This window comes from Streptomyces sp. NPDC001858 (assembly GCF_053594615.1).
Map to the genome: position 1 here is coordinate 223978 of NZ_JBSFEV010000008.1, position 13182 is coordinate 237159.

9 protein-coding genes are annotated in these 13182 nt (G+C 71.1%); 4 read left to right on the forward strand and 5 right to left on the reverse strand.

All coding sequences use genetic code 11. The features are described from left to right. The first annotated feature begins 6 nt into the window (after positions 1-6). A complete protein-coding gene (locus ACWCPF_RS14660) occupies positions 7-912 on the forward strand; it encodes a 5-dehydro-4-deoxyglucarate dehydratase (RefSeq protein WP_451045370.1) in 906 nt (301 codons plus the stop codon). Continuing rightward, positions 909-2165 carry a glucarate dehydratase family protein gene (locus ACWCPF_RS14665; protein ID WP_451045371.1) on the forward strand — a complete coding sequence of 419 codons (1257 nt, stop codon included), beginning with the start codon at positions 909-911 and terminating at the stop codon, positions 2163-2165. The genes ACWCPF_RS14660 and ACWCPF_RS14665 overlap by 4 nt, the downstream gene beginning before the upstream one ends. Before the next feature lie 335 nt (positions 2166-2500). On the opposite strand, the gene ACWCPF_RS14670 is transcribed toward ACWCPF_RS14665, so the two are convergent. Beyond that, positions 2501-4393, reverse strand: a complete 1893-nt coding sequence (locus ACWCPF_RS14670; protein WP_451045372.1) for a galactose oxidase-like domain-containing protein — start codon at positions 4391-4393, stop codon at positions 2501-2503. A gap of 366 nt (positions 4394-4759) precedes the next feature. Here ACWCPF_RS14670 and ACWCPF_RS14675 point away from each other — a divergent pair, with 366 nt between their 5' ends. Next, positions 4760-7030: a Dyp-type peroxidase gene (locus tag ACWCPF_RS14675; RefSeq protein ID WP_451045373.1), complete on the forward strand. Its 2271-nt coding sequence runs from the start codon at positions 4760-4762 to the stop codon at positions 7028-7030. Between the two features lie 214 nt (positions 7031-7244). Further along, a complete protein-coding gene (locus ACWCPF_RS14680) occupies positions 7245-7625 on the forward strand; it encodes a PPOX class F420-dependent oxidoreductase (protein WP_451045374.1) in 381 nt (126 codons plus the stop codon). Positions 7626-7700: 75 nt separating this feature from the next. On the opposite strand, the gene ACWCPF_RS14685 is transcribed toward ACWCPF_RS14680, so the two are convergent. The 4 genes from ACWCPF_RS14685 to ACWCPF_RS14700 all read right to left on the reverse strand — a co-directional run bounded on the left by ACWCPF_RS14685 (position 7701) and on the right by ACWCPF_RS14700 (position 13015). Then, complete coding sequence (locus ACWCPF_RS14685; RefSeq protein ID WP_451045375.1) at positions 7701-10490, reverse strand: alpha/beta hydrolase family protein; 2790 nt, start codon at positions 10488-10490, stop codon at positions 7701-7703. A gap of 274 nt (positions 10491-10764) precedes the next feature. Next, positions 10765-11178: a Zn-ribbon domain-containing OB-fold protein gene (locus tag ACWCPF_RS14690; protein WP_451045376.1), complete on the reverse strand. Its 414-nt coding sequence runs from the start codon at positions 11176-11178 to the stop codon at positions 10765-10767. A 153-nt stretch (positions 11179-11331) separates the two neighbouring features. Then, a complete protein-coding gene (locus ACWCPF_RS14695) occupies positions 11332-12030 on the reverse strand; it encodes a TetR family transcriptional regulator (protein WP_451045453.1) in 699 nt (232 codons plus the stop codon). A gap of 136 nt (positions 12031-12166) precedes the next feature. After that, entirely contained in the window at positions 12167-13015 is an 849-nt protein-coding gene (locus tag ACWCPF_RS14700; RefSeq protein WP_451045377.1) for a bifunctional methylenetetrahydrofolate dehydrogenase/methenyltetrahydrofolate cyclohydrolase, read from the reverse strand. Positions 13016-13182: the final 167 nt, after the last annotated feature.

Sequence of the window (13182 nt, forward strand, 5' to 3'; positions counted from 1 at the left end):
GGAGACATGAAGTTCCAAGGAGTGCTGTTCTTCCCGGTCACGCCGTTCGCTGCGGACGGCTCACTGGACGAGGAACTACTCGCTCAGCACATCGCGGCGGGCGTCGACGCCGGCGCGGGCGGGGTGTTCGTCGCCTGCGGGACGGGCGAGTTCCACGCCCTCGCCCCGGACGAGCTCGAACGCGCCACCCGGGTCGCCGTCGAGACGACCGCCGGACGCGTACCCGTCCTGGCGGCCGCCGGCGGCCCGGTGCCCGTCGCCCGCGACCACGCCGTACGGGTCGCCCGCGCCGGCGCCGACGGCCTCCTGCTGCTGCCGCCGTACCTGGTGACCGCGCCCCAGCAGGGCCTGGTCCGCTACGTCGAGGAGGTCACCGCCGCCACCGACCTGCCCGTCGTCTTCTACCAGCGCGGCACCGCCCGCCTCAGCGCGGCGACGGCCGCGCGGATCGCCGCCCTGCCCAAGGTCGTCGGCCTCAAGGACGGCCTCGGCGACCTGGAGCGGATGCACCGCATCGTGCGAGCCGTACGGGCCGGGTCCGGGGAGGACTTCCAGTTCTTCAACGGCCTGCCCACCGCCGAGCTGACCGCCCCCGCCTACCAGGGCATCGGCGTCGACCTCTACTCCTCGGCCGTCTTCGCCTTCGCCCCCGAGATCGCCGTCGCCTTCCACCGCGCCCTGGCGGACGGCGACGACGCCCTCGTCACCCGGCTCCTCGACACGTTCTACGGCCCGCTCGTCGAACTCCGCGACGAGGTGCCCGGATACGCCGTCGCCCTGGTCAAGGCCGGGGTGAGAATCCGCGGCCTGGACGTGGGCGGCGTCCGGGCGCCCCTGCTCGACCCCACGCCCGAGCACCTCGCCCGGCTGGCCGAGCTCATCGACCGCGGACTGGAGGCGGTCGCCGCATGAACACCCCCGCCACCCGCATCCGCGAACTCGTCGTCACCCCCATCGCCTTCTCCGACCCGCCGCTGCTCAACTCCAACGGCGTCCACGAACCCCTCGCGCTGCGCGTGATCCTCCAACTCGTCCTGGAGGACGGCACGGTGGGCCTCGGCGAGTCGACCGGCGGCGCGGTGCGACTCGAACGACTCGAGATCGCCGCCCGGACCGTCGTCGGCCTGGACGTCTTCGACTCGACGGCCGTCTGCGCCGCGATCGACGACGCCCTGCTGCCGACCGTGCCCAGCTCCCACGAACGCGGCTGGACCGTCTCCGCCGTCGAGGTCGCCTGCCTCGACGCCCAGGGCAAGCTGCTCGGCCGCCCGGTCAGCGATCTGCTCGGCGGCCGGGTCCGCGACGCCGTGCCCTTCGCCGCGTACCTCTTCTACAAGTGGGCCGAGCACCCGGAGCTGGACGGCCGCCCCGCCATCGGCGACGACTGGCCCGAGGCCCTCGACCCGGCCGGGATCGTGGAGCAGGCCCGGCTGATGCAACAGCGGTACGGCTTCACCTCGTTCAAGCTCAAGGGCGGCGTCTTCCCGCCGGACGAGGAGATCGCCGCGATCCGCGCGCTCGCGGAGGCGTTCCCCGGACAGCCCCTGCGCCTGGACCCCAACACCGCCTGGACGGTGGAGACCTCGAAGTACGTCTCCCGCCGGCTAGACGGAGTGCTGGAGTACCTGGAGGACCCGACCGCCACCATCGGCGGCATGGCGGCGGTCGCCGAGAACTCGCCGCTGCCGCTCGCGACCAACATGTGCGTGATCGCCTGGGAACACCTGAAGCCGGCGATCGAGCAGAACGCGATCCAGGTCCTCCTCACCGACCACCACTACTGGGGCGGACTGCGCCGCACCCGTGAACTGGCCGCCGTCTGCGAGGCGTTCGGGATCGCCCTGTCCATGCACTCCAACTCGCACCTGGGCATCAGCCTCGCCGCCATGACCCATGTCGCCTCGGCCATCCCCAACCTCGACCACTCCTGCGACACGCACTACCCGTGGAACAGCGCCGACGACGTGATCGTCCCCGGCGTCCTGGAACTGAAGGACGGGGCGGTGAAGGTGCCGACCGGGCCCGGCCTCGGCGTCGAACTGGACCACGACGCCCTGGACCGGCTGCACCGCCGCTACCTCGACTCAGGTGTGCGGGGCCGCGACGACACCGGGTACATGCGGCGGTTCCGGCCGGACTACGAGCTGCTGCTGCCGAGGTGGTGAGGCGCGGTCGGCGAACCGCAGCCGACTTCGCCCGGACCGCAGTGGTCGAGTTGAGGCTCCAATCCAGCGGCCGGTGCGCAGGAGCCGGCACGCGCCGACGAAGTGGTGGTCATCGGGAACCGGTTCCGAACAGCACATCGAGACTTTCCGGCCGGTAGTCGACTGCCGGAGGCGGAGCGATGCGGGCGGCTGTCTGCCGTGTCTGCGCAGCATGGCAGACCTGCCACCCTGAGCTTGTCCTGGGGCGAGGCCGCAGCCCACCTCAGAAGGTATCTGCGCTGGGCTGCGGCGGAGGTGCCCGCGAGACTCGCCGCAGGCACGTCAGGGTTAAGCGGTCACTGCTTCGCCCCCGGGGTCTGGCCGCCCGAGGCCGGCTTGACCTGGACCCAGCCGGCGGTGCTGGGCACGCCCTCCTCGTTCAGGAGGAAGAGCATGTAGTAGCCGGGAGGGGCAGCATTGGCCGACGGCGGTGCCTGGAGTTCGAGGAAGCTGCCGCTGCGGCTCTTGATCCGCAGGTCGAGATGGCGCTGGCTGGTGTTGACCGAGTGGGTTGCGGTGGTCGGCGCCAGCAGGACGGCACGGGTGATGTCGGAGGCGGTGTTGCTGCTCACCGTGATCTTGTCGTTGTACCCGACGGACGGGTTGAACACGATGCCGAGGTGGGGGCGGCTGCCCTGTTGGAGGTAGGCCGGCTCGTAGATCTCGATGCTGCCGTTCATGTCGTCGGTGATGTCGGGGTCGTTGGCGAGCTGCTGGAGCTCGTCACCAGTGACCATCACCCGGCCGTCCGGGAGCACCACGGCGTTGGAGTGGTAGCCGCGCGGCAGCCGCTGGGCCGGGCCGAGCTTCCAGTTGCCGTTCTCGTCACGCAGTTCGATCTGGCGGTACTTCAGGTCCGCGTTGGGGTTGTACGGGCCGTTGCCGTAGTCACGGATGTCGAAGGCGCCGTTGACGGTCATCAGGGTCCCGTCCGGCATCAGCAGGGTGTCGTCCTGAGTGCGACCGAAGGCTCTCGCCTTCTCCTTGCTCCACTGGCCGCCGACCAGCTGATACGTGTTCGGGTCGTTCCGGTCTCCGCCGAGTACCAGCACCGAGTCCGGGCCCTTGAAGCCTGCCGGGAGCGGCACGGCCGAACCGTAGTTGCGCGGCATGTTGTCCGGTCGGGGTGCCAGGTCCGTCCGGGTCTCGGCGACGGGGTCGAACTTCCACTGCTGCTCGGGGTTGCGGCCCAGGCCGTAGATCTTGCCGTCCCGCAGCGAGAAGAGGTGCGGGTAGTCCCGCTTGAACGGGGCGTCGGCCTTGAATCCTTCCACTGCCCAGCCCTCCGGCTTGTCCGTCTTGGCCGTGGGCACGGGCTTGTTCAGGGCGGGGAAGCGCTCGACGATCGGGGTGGGGGTACCCCAGCCGAGCTCCGACTGGCCGGACATGATCAGCTGCCGCCCGTCCGCGCCGGTCACCACCGACGGGTACCACCGGCCGACCACCATGTCCTGGTTCTGGTACCACTTCTCCTCCCATGGGTCGAAGACGAGGGAGAGTTTCGCGCCGCTACCGCCGTTGCCGCCGAGGTTGCCGCCGAAGACACCGAGCATCCCGTTGGGCAGGAAGGAGTGGCCGGCACAGAAGAACGGCGCGGGGCGGGGCTGGTTGAGCCCGTCCGGCATGTTGATCACGGGCGGCGTGACCTTGGTGAACGAGCCCGGGCCGGTGCCCTTGGCCGGATCCCACAGGTATGCGCGGCCCGCGTTCTCCTTGCCGATGGTGTCGGTCGGGGCCGGCTCCTTCTGGGGGTTGGTCTCGATGCGCTCGAAGGAGAACAGCAGCACCTTGCCGGTGGGCAGCATGGCGATGTGCGCGGCGAAGTCCGGGGACTGGAAGTACTCCCGGAACCTACCGGCGTCCAGCGCGTCGAAGTCCGCGTTGACCTTGGTCTGTGAGGCCGCCAGTGCTTTGAGCCGCTCGGTGCGGGTGGACTGCGGGTACTCGCCGACGGCTTTGAGGGCCCTCCTGGTCATGGCGTGTTCCTCGGCGTGCTCCTTGCCGATGACCGTCGCCTCGTCCGGGTCGGCCTGCGCCCGGTCGGCCGAGGGGGCGTCACCGCCGTGCTCGTGGGCAGCGGCCGGGCCGGACGACACCATGGTGAGTGTCAGCGCGGAGACGGCACACGCGGAGATCGCCGCGTACACCATCCTTCTGGACGACGGACCGGGCAGGCTCCTGGGGGACATGGGACTCCTTGTGAGAGAGAGGGCAGGACGCGCAGCGGTTGACTCGCGGCCGCGCCGTGTCACCGATCCGCTGGCGATCACATGACGGGGGCACATGACGTAAGCGCACGGCATAGGTGCACGACGCAGGCATACGACTACTCACAGTGTTCGCGTGCCGGGCTGCCGCTGTCGCGCAATGCCGGGCAGGCGGGTGACCTCTCGACGGCCGAGCGGGTCAGAACCCTTGCGGGGCAGGGGTTCTGTACTACGGCACAAGATCGCGACGCGACCGACCCGAAGACGCCGCCCTCGCGCCGATCACGTAGCGTAGCTTCATGATCACTATAATGATCACGTGGCATATGTGACGATCGAGGAGAAACCATGACGGAAGACCTTGAACTTCGTCAGAATGACGACATTCAGGGCGATGTGATCGCGGGCTTCAAGAAGGACCGCATGACACTGCTCTTCCTCAAGTTCGAGGACCCCGCGCGGGCACGCACCTGGGTGAAGCGGCTCGCCTCCCAGATCTCCACCACCAGACAGGTGGCCACCTTCAACGCGGCGTTCCGCAAGGCCAGACAAGCCACCGGCGGCGACGACCCGCAGACGTTGAAGGCCACCTGGACGAACGTCAGCTTCACCTACGAGGGCCTGAAGGTCCTCATCGGTGGCAAGGACCCCCTGCCCTCGGTACCGAAGGGCGGCACTCTGGAGGCGTTCAAGGAGGGGTCCCACAAGCGCTCACTGGGCGACACCAGCGACAGCTCACCCGAGAACTGGCTGTTCGGGGACGGTAAGGGCCAGACCGTGCACGCTGTGATCACCGTCGCCTCCGACACCGCCGAGGGGCTCCAGGACGCGTTGACCGCCCAGCGTGAGGCAGCCGCGCAGGCCAAGATCGTGATCGTCTTCCAGCAGAACGGCGCCACACTGCCGGGCACCCGCCGCGGAAAGGAACACTTCGGCTTCAAGGACGGGGTCAGCGAGCCGGGGGTCATCGGCTTCGACGAGCCCGACCCGAAGCGGCCGGAGTACGTCAAGGACCACCCGGGCACCCGCCTGATCCCGCCCGGTGAATTCGTCATCGGGCACGACCGGGTCGGCGGGATTCCGTACGACGAGATGCCCGAATGGGCGGGCAACGGCAGCTTCCAGGTGGTGCGCCGGCTCGGTCAGGACGTCCCGGGCTGGTGGGCCCAGGTCACGGCGCAACTGAAGGTCCTGAGGAAGGCCAAGGTGGTGCCGGACGAGGCGACCACCGAATGGCTGGCCGCCCGCCTGGTGGGCCGCTGGCGCTCGGGCACGCCCGTCGCCAAGTGCCCGCACGCCGACATGCCGGACAATGCCCTCGCGAGCCAGGACAACGACTTCGGCTACCGCAACGACCCCGAGGGGTTCACCACCCCGCTCTTCTCCCACCTGCGCAAGACCAACCCCCGAGACGGCCTGCAGGAGAAGCCCGGCACGGAGCCGTTCCCCGAGAACCCGGTCATGGACCGACGCCGGATCATCCGCCGCGGCGCCCCCTACGGCGCGCCCTTCGACCCGGCCTCGGACGGCCCCGGCGGCCCCGACCACCCGCGCGGACTGCTCTTCGTCTGCTACCAGTCCGACCTCGTCGAGCAGTTCGAGTTCATCCAGAAGAGCTGGATCAACAACGTCGACTTCCCGCCGAACCGCCCGGCGAAGCCCGGCCCCGACCCGATGGTCGGCCCCACGGGCAAGGTCGCCTTCGAGAGCCCCAACGCGACGACCGAGCTGAGCTTCCATCAGTTCGTCACCACCGAGGGCTCGGTCTACGCCTTCGTCCCCTCGCTCACCACACTGCGGCTGCTGGGCGACGGCCGCCTCACCGACAAGCTCCCGGACGCGGTCCGGCCGACCGATGCCTTCCTGCCGATCCCCGACCGGCAACGGGACCAGGGCAAGAGCTGGTACTGGGCCTACGGGACCGGCGGCGACGGACCGGTCTGCCGCACCCTCTCCATCGCCGACGGCGACGAGCACAAGGACGTCGTCGAGCGCCCCGACCGGCCCCTGTCCACCTGGCCGTGCTACGACGGCGTATCCAAGGTGGACGCGATCCTGCCGGTGCCGGACGAGCAGCGCGTGGGCGGCCGGAGCCGGTACTGGCTGTTCCACACCGCCGAAGGCCGCCAGGTCTACCGGCTGATCTCGGTCGCGGACGGAGCGGAGTCCGGGCTCGCCCCCGAGGCGGCAGCCGCCGTCGACCGGCCCGACCGGCCGATCTCGGCCTGGGCCTCCTTCAACGGAATCGCGCAGGTGGACGCCTTCCTGCCGGTCCCCGACATGCAGCGCCAGAACGGGAAGAGCTACTACTGGCTCTTCCACTCCTCCCTGGGGCAGCAGGTCTACCGGCTGATCTCGATCGCCGACGGCTCCGCACACAACGACGTCATCGAACGCGGCGACCGTTCGCTCAGCCTGTGGCAGTCACTGGCCGGGATCTCCCGCGTGGACGAGTTCCTCGCCGTGCCGGACATGCAACGCATCAACGGGTTCAGCCTGTTCTGGGTGTTCCACCAGCAGAAATACCGGATCATCTCCATCGCCGACGGCCACGGACACAATGATCAGGTCGCGGTCGAGGACCGCCCGATCACCCTGTGGAAGTCCCTGACAGCCTGAGGTGCGCCCGGCCGGGCGGATCTCGTATTCCCGGTGAAACCTCCGTGTTCAGGCTGGTCGTCATGCGGCATCATCGTCACGGACCGGGACACGGCATCTGATGGCCGGCGCCCCTGAGGCCGTACGCAGGCGGCAGCCGAGAGGCGTCTGACCTGGTCTTTCCTTGCGCCCAGTGGAACTGATGGACTCCACGGATGCCCCGTAAGCTACGGGCATGGACGACAACGCGCTCGACCGGCTGGCGGCGGGCAAGTACCTGCTGATCACCAGCTACCGGAAGAACGGAACCGCGGTCGCCACCCCGGTGTGGGTGGTGCGGGACGGTGACGCGCTGGGGGTCTGGTCCGTCGCGGACTCCTGGAAGGTGAAGCGGATCCGGGCCCGCGGCGACGTCCTCGTCGGCCCCTGCGACGTCCGCGGCAACCCGACCGGCGAACAGGTCCCGGCCACCGCCGAGATCTGCGACCCGCCGACCACGGCCCGCTACCGCTCGCTGCTCGCCCGCAAGTACGGCGTCGTGGGCCGCCTCACGCTCTTCGGCAGCCGGCTGCGGCGGGGCCCGAAGGGGACCGTCGGGATCCGCATCACGCTCTGAGCGGGAAGGAAACGGGGGCAGGGACCGTACGGTCCCTGCCCCCGTGTCGCTGCGGAGCGGCGGTTCGGCGCGCCGCTACGGCGCGTCCACGACGGTCCCCGTCAGCACCGGCCGGTCCGGCAGCGGCTCGGCCCACTCGTCGGTCGGCACGAGGCTCAGCGACTCGGCCGGCTCGGTCACCTGGTCCCGCACCGTCGGCACCGAGAAGTCGATGCTCGTCTCCCCGGCCGGGACGGCCATCCACAGCCACAGGAACGTGTCCGACAGGGGCCGCTCCGGGTCGGCCTCCTCACCGGCGTTGTCCAGCAGCCACTGCGGGTCCACGTCCTTGGTGGACAGCTCCGGGCCCGCGGCGACCGGGACGATCCGGACCAGCTGCACGACGTCCGCGGCGGCCGCCTCGGAGAGGGAGATCCGCCAGGTCAGCGACTCGCCCTCGGTGACCCGGTCGGCGACGGGCGTGATGGTCGCCGTCGGCTCCGGGTCGTCGTTCTGCGCCGTCACCCCGCCCCGGTAGGAGCCGACGACCGCGCCGCGCACGGCCTTCGCGAGGAGGTCGTGCTGCTCGTCGTAGCCGAAGAGCGTGTCGCCCTTCACCTCGACCGGCACCTCGATCGGGGTGCTGCCGGCCCGCACCGGGAGCACCTTCTCCGCGGCCTCGCCGGTGTCCGGGTCGACGACGTAGAAGCGGACCGTGCCGCTGCCGTGTCCGGACACCTTGACCGGGATGCGGTAGGTGGCGGTGCCGGAGTCGCCCTCCTCGACCGTGAGCCGGCCGATGTCGACGCGCGGCAGGGTCGCCGTCCGCACCGCGGGCAGGCCGGGGGACCAGCCCCAGGCGTCCATGAACCAGGCCTGCCCGGAACCCGAACGCGGAGTCAGGTCAAGGGACTTGATGTGCCCGAGGTCGAGTCCGGCGCGGGTGGCGGCGGTCAGCGGGACGCGCAGTTCGCGGGCCCAGTAGGAGGCGGTGAGGTCGGAGCCCGGCAGCCCGTCGACCTCGACCCGGCCCAGCGCGGCACGGCGGCCGGCGGAGTCGGTGACGGACACGTCCAGCGCGGTGCCGGTGGTGTTCGGCGGCACGAACACCCGCAGCGCCAGGCTCTTGGCGCCGGAGAGGGAGACCGCAGCGGTGGAGGTGATCCTCGTCGGCGTGCCCGGCGCGGACCACCGCATCGCGACCGCGCTCTTGCCGCTGTCCTTCTCCAGGTCCCACCAGCCGAAGTGCGGGGAGCGTCCCAGGGCGTCGGCGTGCAGACAGGCCCGGTCCGGGTCGGGATCCGCCCAGCACACCCGGCCGCCGGTCACCGTGACCCCGCCGTCGGGCACGAAACCGCCCGTGCGACGGGCGCCGACCGCGTGCGTGAGCACACGTGCCGGGTCGGCGGAGGGGGCGCGCCTGCCGGTGCCGTCGAGCAGCGGGCGCACCCGGTCGTCGCCGGCGACGAACAGCCGGGCCGCGGCGGCGATGTAGGTCGCGCCGGCCTGGTGCTGCTGGTCGGCGGTCAGCCGGGTCGGGGCGCTCTTCGAGCAGACCTGGTCGGGCCGGTCCGGGTCGTCGTAGAAGTCGTCCCAGGCCGGGGCCTCGGACTGGCCCGGGGTCCACTCGCTGTTGAAGAAGTTGTGGTTGGCGCCGACCACGTACACCGCGCTGTGCAGTGCGCTTCCGTTGCTGATGCCGCGGGTGCCGTCGAGATAGGTCTCGCCCTCGAGGTCGGAGACGTCGCCGTCGCAGCCGGGCAGGATCGTCGCCGACGGCACATCGGCGACCGGATTCTGGCCGAAGATCGTCGGTCCGACGAGCACGGTGCCGCGGATCTTCCAGCGGACCGGGCCCCGGTAGCCGTCCTGGTCGGCGGGCGGCGGGTAGAGGCTGTCCATGGCGGCCCGGTTGACGCCCTCGCCGCCGCGCGAGTGGCCGACCAGCAGGACGCGCGAGAGGTCGGCCTTCGTCGCGTCGGGCACCCCGGCCGGGGCGGTGTTCGGACGGGCGGACCAGGCGGCCCACTTCGCGAGGTGGTCGCGGACCAGCGAGGAGCGGGCTTGCGCGCCCGCGTCCTCGGCCAGGTAGTCCTGGCCGTTGATGCCGTTGGCGGAGATCGACACCGTGACATAGCCCTGGGAGGCCAGCAGTTGCTGGTCCTTCAGATAGCCCTTGTAGCTGGGGATCTCCTTGGTGCCGGCCGGGCAGGGCCACGCGCCGCTCACGTCGTCCTCGGCGCCCGGCGTGTAGCAGGTGGAGTGGCGGCCGTGCAGGAACAGCGCGAGCGGCCGCTTGCCGGTGGCCCCCTTCGGCGCGACCACCACGGCCCGCATCTCGATCGGCTCGGCGTAGCCCGGCAGCCGCACCGGGGCGAGGTCGTACTCGCCGGTGGCGGTGCGGTACGAGCCCGGCTTGCCGGGGTCGACGGAGTTGGCCGGGGCCGGGGCCTGCGGGGGTGTGGCCGGGGGCTGCCCGCTCTTGAGCGAACGCCGTTCACCTGCGGCGGAGTTGTCGGCAGGCGCGTCCAGACGCCGCCCGCTCGCGCGTACTTGCAGGTCCGTCAGGGGGGCGTCGCCGGCGTCGGCGAGCGGGAGCCGGAAGGTGTGGCCGTCCTTCCCCGCCTTCGGCACGCCGAGCAGTCGGTCGCCCGCGTGGAACTCCACGCGGGCGTCGCCCATGGGCACGGGGGTGGGCGACCGCCAGACCAGCGCGCGGGCCGCTCCCGCTCCGCTGACCTGCCACCCCGGCGGCAGCGCGCGGTCGGTGGAGGCGGTCGACGCTCTTGTCTCGGAAGGTTGTCGGGCTTGTGCCAGTCCCGGTGTTCCCGCCAGGGCCGCGAGCGCGGCCACGGCGGTGACACCTATTCGCCGGGCACGGATCAAGGTCCGCTCCTCAACACTCGGAGTGCGGGAACCCCCTCCGTCCGGGGAGCCCCTCGCACCCCGAAGGAAGCGAAAGGAGACCTGTGGGTTGCCTGTGCCGCCGGACTCTGCCCGGAAAGGACAAGAAACCGGTCACCGGGCCCGACCCTAAACGGGCCGGACGATGTCGGCGCCGGTTCGGCAGCGCCCCTGAAGGGGCGCGGGGAACTGCGCGACCAGCCACAACGGCGCCGCAGCCGAACCACGACACATCGCGGCACCTCAAGCGGAGCGCCTAGTGCCAGGCCCGATAAGGCTCGTCGAGGAGTTGGAAGACCGGCTCGCCCCGTACCGGGTCCTTGACCGTGGAGAGGCGGACGCGGTCGCCGCTGTGGATGCCGATGAGCGGGCCCATGACCCGGCCGCGGACGACGAACCCCTCGGCCATCTCGACGAGGGACACATTGCGTGCGCCGGGGGTGTTGCGGTTGACCACCGTGGCGTGGCGCACCGTGCCGGTGCCCTCGCTGCGCTCGGTGCGCAGGTCGCTGCCCTGGCACACCGGGCACAGGAGCCGGTGGTACATGGCCGTGCCGCACCAGGTGCAGCGCTGGAAGAGGATCGTGTCGCCGTCGGCGCCCACGCGGTCGAGGACGCCCGCCGCGGAGCCGGCGACCTGCTGAACGGCGTTTCCTGAGTAGTGGTACACGCGGGTCAACTCCCTGCACTCGGCCGGAATTTATGTGCGCGGCTCACCCGTGCACGCACGTGCCCGGTTCGCCGTGCCACCGTGCACGCCCACAGGGTATGGCACTCAGTGTCACCCGTAAAGGCACTGCGTACCCCTAATCTGAAGTCGGGTTCAGTCCCGTCCGAGGGCCGTCTCGATCTCCTGGACCACGCGCCACAGGGGCGCCCCACGGCGGGAGACCACCACGACGACGTCCTCCGGGCACCCGTCGCCGGGCGACTCCGCCGCCGACGCCGGCGTCGGCGCCGCTGCCGGGGTCGTGCCGAACGCCGACTGCACGTACTCCAGGGCGTGGTCGACGGTCGCGGTCGCCTCGCCCTGGCCGTCCGAACGCAGCCAGGAGCGCAGGGCGTTGTTGTGCGCGGCGACCACCGCGGCCGCGATCACATCGGCCTGCAGCGTGCCGTCGGGCCGGCCGGCGAAACGGCCCCGCAGATACTCGGCCAGGGCGCGCTCGTAGCGCCAGACCACCGACAGTTCGTACGCGCGCAGCCCCGGCACCCGCTTGGTGAGCCGGTAGCGCTGCACGGAGAAGGAGGGGTTCTCCGCGTACATCAGCAGCACGAGCCGGGCGGCGTCGCAGACGCGTCGCACCGGCTCGTGTTCCGGCCCGCTCGCGGCGAGGAACGCGGTCATGTCGGCCAGGCACCGCTCGTGGTCGGGGAAGACCACGTCCTCCTTGGAGGGGAAGTAGCGGAAGAAGGACCGTCGGCCGACCCCGGCGAGGGCCACGATGTCGTCGACGGTGGTCTGCTCGTAGCCCCGTTCCAGGAACAGCCGGAAGGCCGCCGCGACCAGGGCGTCCCGCATGGGCGGCTTGGCCTCGGCCTTGTCGGTGGTGCTCATGGACGGGAACGTAGCACCTGAGGGCCGCCCATGGCACTCAGTTCCCTCGGAAGGGGAACCGAGTGCCCGAAGACCGTTTGCCCGGCCGGGCGTGCGGACGTCAGATCCGTTCCGCCGCCTCCACGACGTTCGTCAGCAGCATCGCGCGCGTCATGGGTCCGACCCCGCCGATCGGCGGCGCGAAGGAACCGGCGACATCGCTCACGTCCGGGTGGACGTCGCCGAGGATGCCCTCGACCGTGCGGGTCAGGCCCACGGACAGCACCGTCGCGCCCGGCTTGATCCAGTCCGGTCGGACCATGTGGGCCACTCCGGCCGCGGCCACCACGACGTCCGCCTCGCGGGCGTGCGCGGCCGTGTCCTGGGTGGCCTCGTGGCACAGGGTCACCGTGGCGTGCTCGGTGCTGCGGGTCAGCATCAGGCCCAGCGGCCGCCCGACGGTGACGCCGCAGCCGATGACGCAGAAGTGCTGGCCCGTGATCGGCACGAGGTTGCGGCGCAGCAGGTCGATGATGCCGCGCGGGGTGCAGGGCAGCGGGCCCGGGCTGCCCAGCACCAGCCGGCCCAGGTTGGTCGGGTGGAGACCGTCGGCGTCCTTGACGGGGTCGATGAGCTCCAGCACGGCGTGGGTGTCGATGTGCGCGGGGAGCGGGAGCTGCACGATGAAGCCGGTGCACGCCGGGTCGGCGTTGAGCCGCAGCACGGCGGCCTCGACGTCGGCCTGGGAGGCGTCGGCGGGCAGTTCCACGCGGATCGAGGCGATGCCGACCTGCGCGCAGTCGCGGTGCTTGCCGCCCACGTAGGAACGGCTGCCCGCGTCGTCGCCGACGAGGATCGTGCCGAGTCCCGGGGTGACGCCTCGCTCCTTCAACGCCTGGACGCGGAGGGCGAGTTCGCTCTTGATGTCGGCTGCGGCGGCCTTGCCGTCGAGGAGGGTTGCGGTGGTCACGGGAGTCGACGAGCCCTTCGGGAGAAAACGGCGGTCCTGTCATCGTACGACCCGCTCGTCCGGCCCCGCCCAGGAGTCCCGTCCGTCGCGGCCGTACCGCCCCGCACCGCCGCGCCACCGCCGCTCCCGCTCTGACGTAACCTTTCCGCACCGCTTCGCAGCACACC

Bases quoted from the DNA above. Each gene is read 5' to 3' on its own strand.
- ACWCPF_RS14660 (WP_451045370.1), top strand. From the start codon at position 7: ATGAAGTTCCAAGGAGTGCTGTTCTTCCCGGTCACGCCGTTCGCTGCG.
- ACWCPF_RS14665 (WP_451045371.1), top strand. From the start codon at position 909: ATGAACACCCCCGCCACCCGCATCCGCGAACTCGTCGTCACCCCCATC.
- ACWCPF_RS14670 (WP_451045372.1), bottom strand. From the start codon at position 4,393: ATGTCCCCCAGGAGCCTGCCCGGTCCGTCGTCCAGAAGGATGGTGTAC.
- ACWCPF_RS14675 (WP_451045373.1), top strand. From the start codon at position 4,760: ATGACGGAAGACCTTGAACTTCGTCAGAATGACGACATTCAGGGCGAT.
- ACWCPF_RS14680 (WP_451045374.1), top strand. From the start codon at position 7,245: ATGGACGACAACGCGCTCGACCGGCTGGCGGCGGGCAAGTACCTGCTG.
- ACWCPF_RS14695 (WP_451045453.1), bottom strand. From the start codon at position 12,030: ATGCGGGACGCCCTGGTCGCGGCGGCCTTCCGGCTGTTCCTGGAACGG.